Here is a 16,012-nt window from a genome sequence, read left to right as displayed (position 1 = left end):
CCTATACCTTAAGACTCAAATTGCCAAAGAATAGGCTCCCATTCGTATCGAATATGATTTGTTGTGTCAGGAGCAGCATTCTGTGAGCGAATGTGTCCTAGTGCAGGGAATGGCATGTGGTAAGCCATCACCATTATTCGCTCATCTGCAACCTGATTCAACAGTCTGCGTCGGGTTTCCGCAGCTTGTTGGGGATTGAGATCAAACCCAGTTTGCCAATCAGGATGTTCTAGATCAAACGCTTCATTAAAGAAGACATCCGCCGCAACGATAAGTTGAGAACCTCCAGACTCAATTTTCAGCGCAGACTGACCGGGAGTATGTCCCGGTGCTGCGATCGCAACAATACCTGGAATAATTTCTTGATCCGGTTGAAATAGGTTGACTTGACTGGCGATCGCTCCCAGATGTTTTCGAGCCGATGCCAGGATTCCCTGCTTAAATGGATCGGGAACGAGCAGTGACGATAAATCGACGGTTGGAGCCATCCAAAACTGCCACTCCGCTTCTGAAATATAATACCGAGCGTTGGGAAAGGTCAGTTGTCCGTTTGTAGCAACAATACCACCGATGTGATCAGGATGGGCATGGGTGATGATCACGGTATCAATATCTTGGGATTGAATCCCGATCGCCGCCAGGTTTTGAGCTAATTTTGCCAGTCCAGTTCCAAGTTCTGTGCCTGCTCCGGTATCAATCAAAACGTGGTGTGTTCCCGTGTCAACGTAAAGCGCATTGAAATAGAGGGATAGAGTATCAGGTGACCAAAACCGCTCAACCATCGCCTGCTCAACCTCTTGAGGATCTGCCAATGGAGCATAGGTTGGTAGGGGAGGTAACTTTAATAAGCCGTCGGAAATTGTGGCTACTTTGAAATCGCCAACGCTAAACTGATAAACACCTGCATTCGGTGTGCTGTTTTGATTAATCGCGTTAACGGTAGGTGTGGTCAATAAGAAGCCGAGCAAGATTCCAATAAAGAACATTACTTTGAGGCGCGATCGCCACACCGATCGGATGAACGCATGAATAGAAAGTGGCATATCTGGCTCCAATCGAATTCTGTTTCTGTCCGCCTTAAAACGGCTTTATAATTAACTTTCGCTGTATTGTCGCAATAGATGTTGATATCGCTGAGCTTCTTCAAACATCTGTTCATCGGTAATTGTTCCAGGAACCTCTAACACTTTGGGAAACAATCCATGAACGGTAAAAGGTGTTTTGTAGATCATTCCGCAGTAGTTAGCTGTTTGTTGAATCGGTCGCAAAAATTCACTGATCGTAAAGTTAACTGCACCACCTGCGACATACATATCTGATGTTCCACCAGTGGTTACAACGGGCATCAGTTCTTTACCCTGGAGTGCAGTTCCACCTGTTCCAAAGGCAAACCCATAAGTCAAAACATCATCCATCCATTTTTTCAGCAGAGGTGGCACCGAGTACCACTGCAACGGAAATTGCAGCACGATCAAATCATGATGTCTCAAGAGTTCTTGCTCAACTTGCACATCAATCTGCCAGTTGGGATATCGCTCATAGAGATTGTGAATCTTAACCGATGGTAGTGCTTGAATCGCGTCTACCAGTGTCTTATTGCCTCTTGATTCTGCAAAGTTTGGATGTGCCAAAATCGCTAACACGTTTTTCATGGCTTGCTCTGCCTTAGCCCTACAAGTCCACGATATTGGCAAAACTGTTATATTGTCTAATAGATAATTGAGATGAGGGTTATCACTGGTATGAATTATGAGCATTTTGACCTCAACCTGCTCAATGTGTTTGACGCCGTGATGACAGAACTCAATGTGACGCGAGCATCCGAACGATTAAATATGACTCAACCTGCGGTTAGCAATGCGTTGAAACGCTTACGTCACTTATTGAATGATGAGTTGTTTATCAAAGTTCCAAGTGGAGTTAGCCCTACTCCAAAAGCCCTGCAAATCTGGCAACCTCTACGTGAAGCACTCAATCAAATTCGACAAACGCTGGAACCTGTTGAATTTGACCCTGCTACAGAGACGGCTACCTTTACGATCGCCTTAAACGACTTTAGTGCTGCTTTGATTTTGCCTCCGTTAATGAGAGTGATTGAAGCGATCGCCCCCCAGATTAATTTGCGAACCATACCGAACACTCACATCAATGCTCCAATGTTGTTAGAACAAGCAGAAATTGATATTGCCATTGGGGTTTTTCCAAGCCCACCGCCACGGGTGCGATCGCACCCCTTACTGACCTCTCCCTGGATTTGTGCCATGCGGCGTGATCATTCATTGGCGAGAAAAAAGCTGACACTCAACCGCTATGCTCAAGCAAACCATTTACTGGTGACGTTAACTGGAGAATCGACGGGAGTTATCGACCCATTACTACAAGAGCGAGGGTTACATCGGCGTATCGGACTCACTGTAAATCAGTTTTCTGTCGCTCCTCAGATCCTTGTGAATTCTGATCTCATTGCAGTACTACCAACACGAGTGATTCAATTAAGCGGTATTGCCAATCAGCTTCACCTGACAGCTATTCCTATTGAAATTAACCCCACGACAGTAAAGATGATGTGGCATGAACGAAGCCAACGAAATACAGCACAGACATGGTTTAGAACACAACTGGCTGAGGTTTGCTCACGTCTTTAGCGTTTAACTGTTGCGAGAATCAAGGGCATCTCCAGGTTTGATCTCCTACAGCAACCGAGGGGTTAGTTAGGACGGGGTGCAGAGGTGGAACCCCCGACTGGGGCACAGCCTCCTTGATTAACTGTCTTAACGGTTGCTATATGGGAATTAGGATCTACCTCTAACGGGAGTTGACAACACAAAAGTTAACCATAAATTGACACTTTAAGAAAGTAAATTCTGTCTAATTCTCAACTTTACGTTCACTCCCCACTTGCTTATTTTTCTTCAAAAAACAACTAACAAATGATGAATGACAAACTCTAAGGGATAACTGTAAGATGCGGTTTGGGATGTAATTTGGATGATAGTGATGCGATTACTCATTGGCAAACTCATCGTCAGCCTCAGCGTCCTGCTTACAGTGGGGACGTTACCAGCCCAAGCACAAGTTTCAGATCAACAAGTTGCAGCACTGGTCGAAGCCCTGCGTCAGGCAGCACCTCAAACAGGACGTGAGAATGATGGGCTATATAGCGACTGGCAGATCATGCCAGGAAACATTCCTCGATGGTCAAGATCATGTATTGGTCGGGAGCTTTCTCCAACTGAGTTTGAGGCTAGTCCAGCGGTTGCCCGTTCAGTTGTCACTTGTGTGATGCGAGATGTGCTGCAAGACGAGTATGGGGCTAGCGGTAACAATGAAACGTTGGCGGTGCGTCGGGCTGCTGCCTGGTGGATGCGGGGTGACCCGTCTCAGCATAATAGTACTGAAATTGCAGACTACATTCAGCGGGTTGTGAATGCCTATCAGCAACAGCGAGGGGGAGCGGCAACTGCTACGCCTCAACCCTCCCCATCTTCTGCACAGCAACCTCCCCAGTCCTCAGAGTTCGATCGCTATATGATGGCAGGATACGAGGCAACACAGCAACGGGATTATGAAACAGCGTTGCTCTATTTTCGGCGAGCATTAGACGAACGTCCCGATGATACCTATGCTCAGCAAGCCATCCAAAATGTTGAGCGTTATCGTACCCGCACACCTGAAGAGGCGTCTGATAACCAATCTCAGCCTAATCCCCAGTAGCTCTATGAAAACTCTGTTTATTGGTTTGGCAGCGATGATTCCGTTTGTTACCGTTGCTAGTGTGCTGGCTCAACCTGCCCAAGAAAACTGGGTTGAGATAACACGCAATGCAGTCGGCGATCGCTTTATGGTAGAGCGCAACTCAATTGAGTTTAAAGATGGAATTGTTTGGTATTGGGAATACCGTGATTTTCCTCAACCGAATGATGTGTTTATCGGAGTTGAACTAGAACAGCCCGTTTATGGTGCCATGTTGTATCGCTCTGTTGATTGTGCCAGCGGCGTTTCTCGGCTCAGGCGAGTTGTTGTTCATGGCAGAGAGCGACAGGTCATCCAGCGGATTAACTATAACGATGCTGGTCCGCTAGCACAACCTCAATCAGGCAGCAGCGCAGCAACCGTCTTGCGTTTTGTGTGTGAGCAGTCCCAGCCAACTCCAACAACATCGCCATCGCCAAATACATGAACGATATCAAGTTGATCTTCTGGTAGAGAGTGAGCTTGAGCGATCGCGCTAACATGCTTATGGAGCCGCAGCCGTAAGTGGTTCCAACGTTTGCAGACCATGTAGTCCCAAAGTGAGCAACGAGCAATGACTTCTCAGCGTTGGATACAGCGATTAGCAACTTGTTTGCTAATTGTGTTTCTTAGCCTTGGTATTGGATGTTTGAACAACGGTGCTGCTCAGGCTTTCCCACTTCAGCCAAACAACGCGGAGGATAACTTTGTCACCGCCGCCGTTGATAAAGCGGAAGCAGCCGTGGTTCAGGTGAATGTATCTCGAACTTTAGGAGGATCAAGAACGGTGCCTGGTCCTCTAAGACCCTTCCTGGGTGGAGGACAGTCATCGCCCTTGAATGCTCCTGTGTTGCAAGGCATTGGTTCTGGATTTGTAATTGACGCGGATGGGTTGTTGCTCACCAATGCTCACGTAGTGAATGAAGCAGACACCGTAACTGTCTCATTTCAGGATGGTCAGATTTTAGAGGGGCAGGTATTGGGAAAAGATCCAGTCACCGACGTAGCTGTGATTCGGGTACAAGCGGAGAATTTGCCCACCGTCACCCTTGGGGACTCGGATGCAGTTCGACAAGGGCAGTGGGCGATCGCGATCGGTAATCCGCTTGGGTTGCAGGAAACCGTAACGGTAGGTGTGATTAGTGGCACTGAGCGATCTAGTGCGGCGATCGGTATTCCTGATAAGCGAGTTGGCTTCATCCAAACAGATGCTGCAATCAATCCAGGGAATTCTGGGGGACCACTGCTCAACGCCGCAGGAGATGTGATTGGCATCAACACCGCCATTCTTCAGGGAGCACAGGGACTTGGCTTTGCTATTCCGATCAACACCGCCCAGCAGGTTGCTCAACAGCTCATCACCACGGGACAGGTGCAACATCCCTATATCGGGGTACAAATGGTTGCGCTTAATCCACAGGTGAAGCAATTTATCAATCGATCGCCGAATAGCGGTATGCAGGTTGATGAAGACGAGGGAGTTTTAGTGGTGCAGGTTCAACGCAATTCGCCTGCTGCCAAAGCGGGTGTGCGTGCGGGTGATGTGATTCAAATGGTTGATGATCAACCCGTTACCCAGGCGAATAAAGTGCAGCAACTCATCGAACGAGTGGGAGTGGGGGGTAAGCTACCCGTCACACTGCAACGCAGTGAGCGAACAGTGGCACTGACCATTGAACCAGACCAACTTCCCGTCATGGCAACTCAGTAGACAGGATTTAGGAGTCAGAGTTATCCCTCTTCTATCACTTTTATCACTTTCTCCACAAACAAATTAGGAACAAGACTTTCGGTAAAATACTCCCCATCAGAGTGATTAAAGAGGGATAGCTAGAAGAAAAAAGCAGTCCGCAATGTGCCTGTAACGATCGCACCATTCTCACTCCGATTGCCAGGATCGGTCACGATTTGAATCATTGGTGTGATTTGGATGTTGTCGTTAATGGGAAACCGATAAAACGCTTCGATATTCGTTTGAGTAGCATTTCCAATTTCAGTGGCAATAAACGGCTGACCGACTGCAATTCCAGCGACGGCTCCCTCTTGTAACAGATCGGGAAAGACAATGCCCGTCATCCAATAGTTTGGTTCAATCTCACCAAACGCTGTATCGCTGTACTGGCTAAAGCCATAACGTCCAAACAGGGCTACCCAAGGTGCGATCGCCACTTCTGCATTGACCCCAATCGCATCAAACGAGCGATCGAAAATGTCCCCTCCGCTGTATTGCACTCGCACGGCAAACTCGCTTGAGGGGGCATATTCCAGTTCAACAATACCCTGATGAGTATCTCCAAACAAACCGCGATCGCCCAGGTCAGTAGTAGGTGACGTGCTACCAGGATAGAGCAACGACACAAAGGGAGCCGTTCCCCGCAAAACGCCCTGATTCGTGGGATTACCCGCATCAGCAGCCGCATATAATGCCCGAATCGTAAACGGGCTATCGCCAACCTTCCAATCAACAGCAGCCCCTGAGCTAGGGCCATTGATAGGGAATAGGACGTAATTGTTCATCAACGCCAGTGTGCTGAAGTCACGGAAACTCAGATTGGCGTATCGGTTGCGATCAACATAGTCCGTGGTACGCATATTAGGCGCGATGGAAACCGTAACCCCTTCTAAGGGAGTGAAGGTATAGAATAAGCGACCAATGCCAAAGGTGCCATTGCTGGGAGGTTTAGCCGAAAAGTCTAACGTACTTCCAAAGTTGGGTTCTAAAAACCCACCCGCGTTGTCATTCGGTCCGCCACTCCCTGTGTCCAGGCGGATTCTGAGTAAATCGGTTCCAGTGAAACTCGTATTTAAATCCAAGCTCACCCGGTAAATTAACGTTGCATTCGGATCGTCTGTTCTAAAAGTGGCTCCAGTGGGGCTGAGCACCGTATCTCCATCAATCCCGCCTGCATTCACCGCAAAGATGGTTTGTCCTACGAGTCGTGTCGTCGTAGAAAATTGATTTGCCTCCAGCTCAGTTGTTCGCGCTTCTAGCATATCTACTCGTCCGCGCAGTGTCGCCAGTTCTGCGGCAAACTCATCTTGTAATCGTTGTAGCGCGACCAAATCGGCTTGGGTGACCAGCGAGGTTGACCCTGTTGCAATCAATTCATTGATGCGGTCTAGAGCCGTATTCAATGCAGCCGCGAATTCATAGCGGGTCATGCTGCGGCTTCCCCGAAACGTACCATCTGGATATCCGGCGATCGCTCCATATCGCTCTACCAGAGATTGAAGTGCTTGAAATGCCCAATCCGTCGGTTGCACATCCGATAGCTGGCTGACCGATGTCACTTGGTCAATGAACTCATCCCTCTCCAATGGATCCTCTAATGCAGCAGCACCAGAATTAATTTCGCTATCAATCTGAACTTCAGGGGTCGCTAATGGATCTGATATATCGAACGTTGAGGTTTGATCCTGTACTGTTTCTGCTTGAACAGGAGATATAAAAACGAGCAGACAACTCATTCCGATGAGTTGTAGCCAGGTTAATTGAGGTTTTACCATATCAGAGCAATTCCTTAAAATAGAACGACAGATGAGATAGAAGCAGTTCACGAACTACTCTTATAGATGTATGCGTGTACAACCCAATTTATAGAAACGGTATAACACTCAAATACACAAATATTAGAATAGAGCGTAAACATCGCTTCGTACAGACTCTTATCATTGTTGTGAGATAAAAGTTTGTTGCAAACATCTGTTTTAGAGCAACACCAGCAGTTCAGAGATTTACCTTTCGATGTTCATGGCTGAGATGTCACTAAATCCACTCCCAGTGCCTCAACCATAATCCAACAGTTGTCAGGGGTATAGGTTTCCGCTGCACCCAGTCGATTTTGCCACTTGTTCAATACTCGTTCTGTACAAAATTGGCTAAGAGCATCTTGATAGGCATCGTATACCTTGAAGGGGTTAGGATTGGTCACCTGTTGAGCAACATCAGCAATGGCGATCGCTTGATGGGCTTGAGTTGCAGCCAGCTTCAGGTCGTTGACATATTCCTGCGAATCCAACACATCCTGTCGAGTGCCCAGTCGGGTTACATGCCCTCCTAAAAACAGATCAAAGTCATATTCCAGCGCAATACTGTGCCCCTCGATATAGCTCTGTACATCTTCTGCAATCCCCAAATTCTTGTAAGGCACCCACCCCGGATAAACAATATCCACCAACATCAGAACTTTCTGCTTGGGTGCATAGATAAAAATATTACCTGCCTGGTGAATGTTGCCTCGATAGGCTAGCTCCAATGTTTGATCACCTACTTCTAACGTGTAGGTATCTTGAAAGGTGGTAGTCGGGAGTGGACGACGCGCATCACGACGACGAGTCAAAATTTCAGCCGTTTCTGCTTGAGCAATAAAGGTAGCTGTCGCTGGAAACAGATAAGCGGCTCCAATGTGATCCGTATGAGAATGGGAATAAATGATGTGGGTAATAGGTTTATCCGTGACGTCTTGAACTGCTTTGAGGTAATTTTCACCAATTGTTGGAGGTGCATCTACAACCACAACACCTGCGTCGTAGACCATAAACATGGCGTTATACAACCCATCTGTAACCCAATACAACCCATCGCGGATTTCTTCGACTAGATAACCCTTATCAGCAGGAATAGCAGGACCGATCGCATTGGCAGGTAAGGAAATGTTGGCTTGTGTCATGTCAGCTTGTGCGATCGCTGATGGAGTGCTCGCAGTTGGTAATATTTGCCCAACAACAATGCAACAAGTCACAATTCCGACAAACAACCACACAAATAACGATCTCGGTTTCATACTAATTTCATCATCCCTTCTTTGCTGAAACTAAGTACAACTCGTCGTAAATAAGGGTGGGAATTTGGGGTGCAGGGGTTCTATCCCTGACTGGGGCACAGCCCCCACACCCCCCTGGTTTTATTTCCAAACCCTATCCGTGAATAGCAGCACTCAGGATTATGGATTGAATCAATCCGTAAACGGTACGGGCGGGTTGATCAAACCCATCTGCTCTCTACAATGGATTTGACGGCAAAACCTGTCTCTAAGCACTGATCTCTAGCCATGGGGGAGGAGGACGACTTTGCCAAATTGCTCCTGAGATTCAATCAAAGCGTGAGCAACCGCCGCTTTTTCCAGAGGAAAAGTGTGCTCAATTGTCACAGTTAGTTTTCCGGATTGAATCAAATCCACCAGTTGCAAGAAGATTTGGTAGCGATCGCCCGGTGTCAGTTGCCCCACATTCACCCCTAGCAGGTGTTGCTCGTTAGATAGGAAGGCGATCGCATCCACCGTAAAGCGATCGCCCCGTACAATCCCAATGCTGAGTAACTGACCTCCCTTCCTTAGGCAGTTCAGTCCCTGCTGAATGGAGTCGCCACCTACTGCATCTAATACCGCATCTACTCCCCGTCCCTGCGTCCATTCACGTACTGCCTGCACGACATCCTGCTCTCGATAGTTGAAACAGGCTTCAGCACCCAGTGCCAATGCCTGCTGGCGTTTAGCAGCACTGCTCGTCGTTGCAATCACCCGAATACCCAATGCTTGAGCCAGTTGCAGGGCTGCGCTGCCTACCCCACCTCCCACTCCCGGAATCAGGAGAATCTGTCCCACTTGCAGGGGCGATCGCTGCTTCAGAGCATACCAGGCTGTTAGATAGGTCATTCCCAAACAAGTGGCGATCGTCAAATCCATACCTGATGGAACTGGAAACACCTCCTCCTGATCGATGCACACATGGGTCGCATACCCACCCGATCCACCATTGCCCAACGTGGTTCCCAGGACAACGACAGGTTGCCCTACCGACAGATCGGTTCGTTTACCGTTGTACTGCTCCACATAACCGCTACAATCCATCCCCGGAATGCGCGGTAATGGCACTCCCGGAAAGTCACCTCGTCGCGAGATCACATCAAAGTGGTTAATCGAAGCCGCATGGACTCGAATTAGCACGTCTTCGGCAGCCAGTTGGGGGATGGGTAGTTCCTCCAACACCAGCACCTCTGGTCCACCAAATTGAGTTTGTCGGATCGCCTTGAACGTCAACATGAATTGCCAGATGTCTTGCAAATTAGGGGGATTATTGGGATGGGGCGATCGCCCCATCCCAGGCTGAACAAGGTCTATTGAATCGCAGGCAACACATCCTGGAACAAAAGCTGAATCAACTGTGACCCAGCAGGCTTACTCCAGTCTTGAGCCAATTCTGCAATGATGGTGTTGGTGGCAGTTAGAACCACACCACCCTTCTCCATCCGTCGTCTAGACATTTCCTCTGAGAGGTCAAAGGGGGAGCCAGAAGCATCCATCACCGCCTGCACCTGATATCCATCCTGCACGGCGTTAATCGAGGGAAACACCAGACAAACATCGGTGGTCACACCCGCCATGATCAAATTTCGCCGTCCAGCCACTTCAACGGCTTCTCTAAAGTTCGTGTCATTCCAGGCATTGACAATGCCTGCCCGTTTAACCCGCGCATCAAAGGCTTCCGGCAAAATTTCTCGCAATGCTGGCATGAGTGGGCCTTGAATTCTCTCTTCCTGACTGCTGGTGAAAATCACCGGAAGATCTAAAATTTTTGCTGCTTTTGCTAGAGCCAGCGTGTTTCGTTCGACTTGCTCCAGCGGTAAATTCTTGATCAATTTCATCGTACCAACTTGATGATCGATCAGCAGTAAAGCAGAGTTTTCGGGAGTAAATAGATGGTTCATAGCAATGTTCCAGAGATAAGAGAGTTTGAGAATTGAATCACTGACACAGAAGAGCCAAAAAAGTGAGTTAAACACTACCCATTCAGCCCTTAAAACTCTAAACAGGGGTAAACGATGACAATCGCAACTTGTATAACTACAGCAGTGTGCAAGTTAGTTCAGTACAGGGAGTGTAACTCCTACACTCCCTCTTTCTGGTTGTCTTGATCATGGCTATATCACGTCAATACCAACTTGCCGCGCCGATGCTCATGCTGGATTGCAGCATGAGCTTTAGCCGCATCCTGAAGCGCAAATTTCTCCACTTTAGGCGGTTGCACAACACCGCTATCGATGAGAGAACCAATCTGACGGAGTTGGATGTTATTGTGAGGTGTCACAAAAATCGCAATGCCTCGGATATTTGTTGATGGGGCAACAACTGGCTCCGCTGCACCTTCCGTTGAGATCAAAACTCCACCTGGTTTGAGCACTTGCCACGATCGCTGCCGGGTATTTCCCCCAACCGTATCCAGCACCACATCCACATTGGATACCTGTTCTTCAAACCGTTCTGCTTTGTAGTCGATCGCCCGGTCAACTCCCAGTTGTCGCAAAGCATCCAAATTTTGAGTCGAGGCAGTTCCAATGGCGATCGCCCCCTTCCATTTGGCAAACTGCACAGCAAATCGTCCCACCCCCCCAGACGCTCCATGAATCAAGACCGTCTGTCCGGCTTCCAGTTGCGCCAGGTCAAACAAGGACTGCCATGCTGTCAGAGCAATGCTAGGGATTCCGGCAGCGGTTGCAAAGTCCACGGTCGATGGTTTAGGCGCGATTAACGCCGCAGTGACGACTGTATACTCGGCATAAGCACCCAGTTGGTGTAGGGGCACCATAGCAAACACCTCATCCCCCACCGCCAGATCAGTTACCTGAGTCCCTACCGCTTCTACGACTCCTGCCAGGTCGTAACCCAGAATTAGGGGCAATGGAAAAGGAAACTTATCCTTTAGATAGCCCTGGCGCATTTTCCAGTCAGCCGGATTCACACCTGCCCCATGAATGCGGATCAGAACCTCATCTGCCTTGGGTTCCGGGCGAGGAACCGTTTCATAGACTAAAACTTCAGGGTCACCATAACCGTGTAGCCGAACAGCATTCATTATGTTCATAGCTTTCTAACTCTCTAACTTGTGATGTGACCCATCACAAAATGGAGCGTTTCCTGTTTGCTTACACAAACATAGGGCAACCGTTTGCTTCTCACTTATATCAAAGGCGAACGGCTGAAATGATGTTCCTTGGTGAGATCCGTTACAAAAGGGCTGATTGGCTGATAAACCACAGCTACACCAGTGATAAGTGCCTGGCTCTAGCTCCATGACAACAGGTTTTTTATCGACGATAACGGGTACATCGATAGACATTGTGCCTCTCCTGCTCAACACGAGCGTTGCAACGTTGGGTTGACAGTTAGTATCCCGGACGCCACTCAATTAAATCTTGCCTATAGTTGCCAAACCTGGCTAATTCTTGTGAAAAGCTGTTAAATCCTCAACTTTCGTTGGGTTTCCTATAACCTAAGACCTTATATAGTGAGGCAAGATCTTTTTCTCACGTTTCCTTGCTGCTCGCGAGCAGCGTACCTCTCTGAATGCTTGATCTGATTGCTTTCGTTGAGTTGCAAGAGAGGTTTGATTTCCAAGTCTAAACCTTCTATGAATACCGTCCCCGTTCCTTCGCACGATCGCCTTCTGGCTCTGGAAGCCGAAAACGCTGAATTGCGATCACGTCTCCGTGCGATTGAGGAGCGAGACTGTGAACTGATGAAGGCGAATGATGTTTTGAAGCGATCGCTCACAACATTGACCACCGCCAATAGCCTGCAATCCTTTTTACGCTCAGTGCTGCAACAGGCCATCCACGCGATGGGTGCTGTGAGTGGAGCTGTCTTTGTTTACAACCCGTCCAGCCATACCTTGGACTTGGCTGAAATGGTGCTGTGGGGAGAGATCTTGGAGGTGCAAACTGACCCACGAACAGAGATCTGGCGCAAGGTTCCAGCCGATCTATCTCCCCTCTGGGAAGAGATGAGTCAGAACGAGAAAATATTTTGGTTTGACATTGAGGATGCACCACCAGAGCACTGGACGTTTGCTGACACCTGGCACCGTAGACTGGGGCATCGAATGCTGGCAGCAATTCCCCTGAAGGTGGCAGACCAGCCGTTAGGACATCTGGGCTTGGCGTTTGCTGGCTTACAACAACCAACAGAAATCAAGCTAGAACAATGCACGGCGTTAGTACACCACATCGCCCTGGCATTACAAATCTCCCGTTTGTCTGAGGAGGCACAGCAAGTTGCCGTTGCTCGTGCCCAGGAGAAAGCCGCTCAAGAACGAGCAGCAGAACTCATCACGATTAACGAAGCTCTGACTCAACGCAGTCAGGAAGTGCAGCGTAGCTATCGTCTCTTATCCGTTGTGGCGCAGGTCGCTCAAGAGCTACTCGAAAATCCAAATATGGAGCAGGCGATCACGCAGGGACTCCAGAAATTGGGAGAAGCGACTGGTGCCAGTCGTATGACCCTATTTCAGGAAACTCCTGAACCCCATACGGGACGACTTCAACACCACATCATTCTGGAGTGGACGGTTTCCAATGTTCCACGGTTGATTAACAATCCAGATACCCGCTCTCTCTACAGTGATGACTACCCCGATATTGCAGCAGACCTCCATGCCGGACGACCTGCCAACCTGCACTTAAGAGATTATCCTTCTCCTGCCCCTGCCTTTTGGGCAAAGTTTGGCGTGCATTCTAGAAGCATCGTCCCCATCCTGATCGAGGGGAATTACTTTGGCTGTGTCTGCTTTGATGACTGTTTTCAGTACCATCCCTGGTCAGAGCAGGAGATGGACATTTTGACAGCGGGTGCCGGAGCTATTGGAGCAGCTTTACTACGGCAAAGACTGGCAGAACGTCTGATGCAAGCGGCGATCGCACGAGAGCAGGAGCGAACCGCTCAAGAGCGGGTGATAGAACTGGCAATTATCAACGAATCCCTGACCCAGCGCGATCGCCTCCTGTCTGTCGTGGCTCAAGTGACCCAAAATCTGCTGGAAAACCCAAATGTAGAGCAGGCGATCGCACAAGCACTCCATAAGTTGGGAGACGCAGCTGGTGCAAATCGGGTGAATTTGTTGGAGCAGCAGGAGATCTGCCCTGGGCAACTGCAACACCGCGTTTTGATGGAATGGACAACTCCCCATACACCTCGTCAAATTGACGATCCAGCAACCCAAGTGGTCATGAATAATGATATTGCCCTGGTTTTTGCGAAGCTTCATGCCGGACATCCAGTGTGTCTGTCTCTGGAAGATTATCCAGAATCCATTCGACCTGCTCTGGCAAGTATCGATATCCAAGTCTCTGGAATTGCACCAATTTTCATTGGGAGGGAATACTTCGGCTGTCTCTGCTTCGATAACTGCGTCAATAACCGCCTCTGGTCAGAACAAGAGATGGATGTTTTGATGACAGGAGCAGGAGCGATCGGGGCTGCCCTCCTGCGTCAACGTCTGGTGGAACGCTTAATTCGATCGCAAGCCGAGCAAGAGCGGGTCGCAGAACTTGCCAAAACCAATGATGCATTGAAGCGATCGCTCAATACGATTGCCACCGATGCCAATCCACATCAGATCATTGCCCACATTCTAAAAATTGTCGCTGAGCAATTTGAAACCCCATTAGTGGAGTACTGGATACATTCTGAGAATTGCCACACGGCTCATCTCAAGCTCACCCAGTGGCGCGGCAATACCCTAAATCCATCTGAACAACCGGGGCACCCCGGCAACCACAACTTTCCCTGCTTTCCCTGTCTCTTGTGGGATCAAACCCTGGATTATCCCTGCTATTGCCTGATTAAGGATGTTACAACCGATCCAACGATTCGCCAGGTGTCTGAACAGATCGGCATTGATGTTGTAGCCTGGTTCACAGCACGCGGAGTCCAACAGTTGTTGAACATCCCTCTGCGGCTCAATGAAAAAACGATTGGATCACTGGATATCTGGTTACCGGGCGATCGCCACTTCAGCCCCTCCCAAATCGAACTGGCTTATACGTTCGGCCAACAACTTACCCTTGCCAGTTATCTCAACCAACTGTTTGAAGAAGCCAAACAAACGGTTTTATTTGAGGAACGTAACCGCATCGCTGGCGACATTCACGACACACTGGCGCAGGCATTTACTGGAATCTCACTTCAGTTAGAAGTCGCTAAACCTTTGATTTATCAAGAACCCGATACGGTAGAAAACATACTTCAACACGTTAGCCAACTGACTAAAAATGGATTGGACGAAGCACGCCGCTCGGTCTGGGCACTCTATCCCCCCGGAACCGAATATGCCAACCTGGCGCAAATGCTCTACAACAGTGTCGAACAGATGAGCCGTAATACCTCTATCTCTCTGGAAGTCAATATCATAGGTGATCCCTGCCCACTGTCCCCTTACCTTGGCATGAACCTCTTACGCATTGGGCAAGAAGCCTTAACCAACGCCCTAAAACACTCACAGGCACAAACGGTTTTGATTGAACTCACCTACACCGCTGATCTGGTGTCACTCTCGATTTGCGATGATGGGCGAGGCTTTACACCCCCTACGAATCCAGACAACTTGAATGGCGGCTTTGGTCTGGTGGGAATGTATGAACGCTGCGATCGCATTAGTGCTCTCCTCAGCATTCTCAGCCAACCGGGTCAGGGCACGAAAATATTAGTGGAGTCTCCCCTGATATGAGCAACCCCGTTAATATCCGAGTGTTAGTGGCGGATGATCATCCGGTTGTCCGCTCTGGTTTAGCTATGATCATTCAATATACAGCGGGCATTGAAACTGTCGCAGAAGCCAGTACCGGAGCAGAGGCCGTGCAACTCTTTCGTCAACATCAACCTGATGTCGTGCTGATGGATTTAAAGATGCCGGATATGGGTGGAGTAGAGGCGATCGCTGCCATTTTGAAGGACTATCCCAATGCCCAAATCATCGTACTCACGACCTACGATGGCGACGAAGACATTTATCGAGGATTGCAGGCAGGTGCCAGAGGTTATCTGTTGAAAAGCGTCTCTCGCGAAGAGTTGATCAACGCGATTCAACAAGTCCATGCTGGACGAAAATATATTCCGGCGGAGGTTGGAGCACGGTTAGCCGAGCGGATGAGTAGCCCGCAACTGACCGAACGAGAACGGCAAGTGCTGACGCTATTGTGTGAGGGCAAATCAAACCAGGACATAGCATCCGCTCTCCATGTCAGTGAAGGCACAATTAAGTTTCACATTAATGGCATTTTGCGAAAACTCAATGTGAGCGATCGCACTCAAGCGGTTCTGGTTGCTCTCAAACGAGGAATTGCTAACTTGTAGCAAGCCATCTGTACCCGATTTGGAGTCATTATTGTTAGGACAATTCACCCATGATAAACAGGGGCTTAAGCCCTTTGTCCTAACCAGGTTGAATGCAGCTATAAAGGAAACGGCAACAACCAGGGGGGGACAATAAGGCGCATCTTCATATATAG

Annotated in this window: 14 protein-coding genes; 6 read left to right on the top strand and 8 right to left on the bottom strand. The window is 48.8% G+C overall.

Annotated elements, in window-relative coordinates; translation table 11 throughout:
* Positions 1 to 8: 8 nt before the first annotated feature.
* Together H6G89_RS18815 and H6G89_RS18810 are read right to left on the bottom strand one after the other, a co-directional pair.
* The gene (locus tag H6G89_RS18815) at positions 9 to 1,043 is read right to left on the bottom strand and encodes an MBL fold metallo-hydrolase (protein WP_190509215.1); all 1,035 of its coding nucleotides are present in this window, start codon (positions 1,041 to 1,043) and stop codon (positions 9 to 11) included.
* A 51-nt stretch (positions 1,044 to 1,094) separates the two neighbouring features.
* Positions 1,095 to 1,652, bottom strand: coding sequence for an NAD(P)H-dependent oxidoreductase (locus H6G89_RS18810; RefSeq protein ID WP_190509213.1), 558 nt, complete (start codon positions 1,650 to 1,652; stop codon positions 1,095 to 1,097).
* Between the two features lie 90 nt (positions 1,653 to 1,742).
* On the opposite strand from H6G89_RS18810, the gene H6G89_RS18805 reads away from it, so the two are divergent.
* The 4 genes from H6G89_RS18805 to H6G89_RS18790 all read left to right on the top strand — a co-directional run bounded on the left by H6G89_RS18805 (position 1,743) and on the right by H6G89_RS18790 (position 5,443).
* Positions 1,743 to 2,645, top strand: coding sequence for a LysR family transcriptional regulator (locus H6G89_RS18805; protein WP_190509211.1), 903 nt, complete (start codon positions 1,743 to 1,745; stop codon positions 2,643 to 2,645).
* Between the two features lie 352 nt (positions 2,646 to 2,997).
* Positions 2,998 to 3,714: a hypothetical protein gene (locus H6G89_RS35090; protein WP_242060012.1), complete on the top strand. Its 717-nt coding sequence runs from the start codon at positions 2,998 to 3,000 to the stop codon at positions 3,712 to 3,714.
* A 4-nt stretch (positions 3,715 to 3,718) separates the two neighbouring features.
* A complete protein-coding gene (locus tag H6G89_RS18795; RefSeq protein ID WP_190509209.1) occupies positions 3,719 to 4,180 on the top strand; it encodes a hypothetical protein in 462 nt (153 codons plus the stop codon).
* 126 nt (positions 4,181 to 4,306) lie between these two features.
* On the top strand, positions 4,307 to 5,443 hold the full coding sequence (locus H6G89_RS18790) for an HhoA/HhoB/HtrA family serine endopeptidase (RefSeq protein WP_190509207.1): 1,137 nt from the start codon (positions 4,307 to 4,309) through the stop codon (positions 5,441 to 5,443).
* 119 nt (positions 5,444 to 5,562) lie between these two features.
* Here H6G89_RS18790 and H6G89_RS18785 read toward each other — a convergent pair whose 3' ends face one another.
* From H6G89_RS18785 to H6G89_RS18760, 6 genes are all read right to left on the bottom strand, one after another.
* Positions 5,563 to 7,239 carry an iron uptake porin gene (locus tag H6G89_RS18785; RefSeq protein WP_242060011.1) on the bottom strand — a complete coding sequence of 559 codons (1,677 nt, stop codon included), beginning with the start codon at positions 7,237 to 7,239 and terminating at the stop codon, positions 5,563 to 5,565.
* Positions 7,240 to 7,481: 242 nt separating this feature from the next.
* Positions 7,482 to 8,516 (bottom strand): MBL fold metallo-hydrolase, encoded by a 1,035-nt coding sequence (locus H6G89_RS18780; protein ID WP_190509205.1) that lies wholly within the window; start codon positions 8,514 to 8,516, stop codon positions 7,482 to 7,484.
* 261 nt (positions 8,517 to 8,777) lie between these two features.
* Positions 8,778 to 9,830 carry a quinone oxidoreductase family protein gene (locus H6G89_RS18775; RefSeq protein ID WP_190509203.1) on the bottom strand — a complete coding sequence of 351 codons (1,053 nt, stop codon included), beginning with the start codon at positions 9,828 to 9,830 and terminating at the stop codon, positions 8,778 to 8,780.
* A 17-nt stretch (positions 9,831 to 9,847) separates the two neighbouring features.
* Positions 9,848 to 10,438: an isochorismatase family protein gene (locus H6G89_RS18770; RefSeq protein ID WP_190509201.1), complete on the bottom strand. Its 591-nt coding sequence runs from the start codon at positions 10,436 to 10,438 to the stop codon at positions 9,848 to 9,850.
* A 218-nt stretch (positions 10,439 to 10,656) separates the two neighbouring features.
* Positions 10,657 to 11,592 (bottom strand): NADP-dependent oxidoreductase, encoded by a 936-nt coding sequence (locus H6G89_RS18765; protein ID WP_199336801.1) that lies wholly within the window; start codon positions 11,590 to 11,592, stop codon positions 10,657 to 10,659.
* A 6-nt stretch (positions 11,593 to 11,598) separates the two neighbouring features.
* Entirely contained in the window at positions 11,599 to 11,847 is a 249-nt protein-coding gene (locus H6G89_RS18760) for a CDGSH iron-sulfur domain-containing protein (RefSeq protein ID WP_190509200.1), read from the bottom strand.
* Between the two features lie 291 nt (positions 11,848 to 12,138).
* Here H6G89_RS18760 and H6G89_RS18755 point away from each other — a divergent pair, with 291 nt between their 5' ends.
* Complete coding sequence (locus H6G89_RS18755) at positions 12,139 to 15,231, top strand: GAF domain-containing sensor histidine kinase (RefSeq protein WP_190509198.1); 3,093 nt, start codon at positions 12,139 to 12,141, stop codon at positions 15,229 to 15,231.
* Positions 15,228 to 15,857, top strand: coding sequence for a response regulator transcription factor (locus tag H6G89_RS18750; RefSeq protein ID WP_190509195.1), 630 nt, complete (start codon positions 15,228 to 15,230; stop codon positions 15,855 to 15,857). The genes H6G89_RS18755 and H6G89_RS18750 overlap by 4 nt, the downstream gene beginning before the upstream one ends.
* Positions 15,858 to 16,012: the final 155 nt, after the last annotated feature.

Source organism: Oscillatoria sp. FACHB-1407 (genome assembly GCF_014697545.1).
Classification (GTDB): Bacteria; Cyanobacteriota; Cyanobacteriia; order Elainellales; family Elainellaceae; genus FACHB-1407.
This window is presented reverse-complemented; position numbering and strand designations above follow the sequence as displayed.

Bases quoted from the DNA above. Each gene is read 5' to 3' on its own strand.
- H6G89_RS18815 (WP_190509215.1), bottom strand. From the start codon at position 1,043: ATGCCACTTTCTATTCATGCGTTCATCCGATCGGTGTGGCGATCGCGC.
- H6G89_RS18810 (WP_190509213.1), bottom strand. From the start codon at position 1,652: ATGAAAAACGTGTTAGCGATTTTGGCACATCCAAACTTTGCAGAATCA.
- H6G89_RS18805 (WP_190509211.1), top strand. From the start codon at position 1,743: ATGAATTATGAGCATTTTGACCTCAACCTGCTCAATGTGTTTGACGCC.
- H6G89_RS35090 (WP_242060012.1), top strand. From the start codon at position 2,998: ATGCGATTACTCATTGGCAAACTCATCGTCAGCCTCAGCGTCCTGCTT.
- H6G89_RS18795 (WP_190509209.1), top strand. From the start codon at position 3,719: ATGAAAACTCTGTTTATTGGTTTGGCAGCGATGATTCCGTTTGTTACC.
- H6G89_RS18790 (WP_190509207.1), top strand. From the start codon at position 4,307: ATGACTTCTCAGCGTTGGATACAGCGATTAGCAACTTGTTTGCTAATT.
- H6G89_RS18785 (WP_242060011.1), bottom strand. From the start codon at position 7,239: ATGGTAAAACCTCAATTAACCTGGCTACAACTCATCGGAATGAGTTGT.
- H6G89_RS18780 (WP_190509205.1), bottom strand. From the start codon at position 8,516: ATGAAACCGAGATCGTTATTTGTGTGGTTGTTTGTCGGAATTGTGACT.
- H6G89_RS18775 (WP_190509203.1), bottom strand. From the start codon at position 9,830: ATGGGGCGATCGCCCCATCCCAATAATCCCCCTAATTTGCAAGACATC.
- H6G89_RS18770 (WP_190509201.1), bottom strand. From the start codon at position 10,438: ATGAACCATCTATTTACTCCCGAAAACTCTGCTTTACTGCTGATCGAT.
- H6G89_RS18765 (WP_199336801.1), bottom strand. From the start codon at position 11,592: ATGAACATAATGAATGCTGTTCGGCTACACGGTTATGGTGACCCTGAA.
- H6G89_RS18760 (WP_190509200.1), bottom strand. From the start codon at position 11,847: ATGTCTATCGATGTACCCGTTATCGTCGATAAAAAACCTGTTGTCATG.
- H6G89_RS18755 (WP_190509198.1), top strand. From the start codon at position 12,139: ATGAATACCGTCCCCGTTCCTTCGCACGATCGCCTTCTGGCTCTGGAA.
- H6G89_RS18750 (WP_190509195.1), top strand. From the start codon at position 15,228: ATGAGCAACCCCGTTAATATCCGAGTGTTAGTGGCGGATGATCATCCG.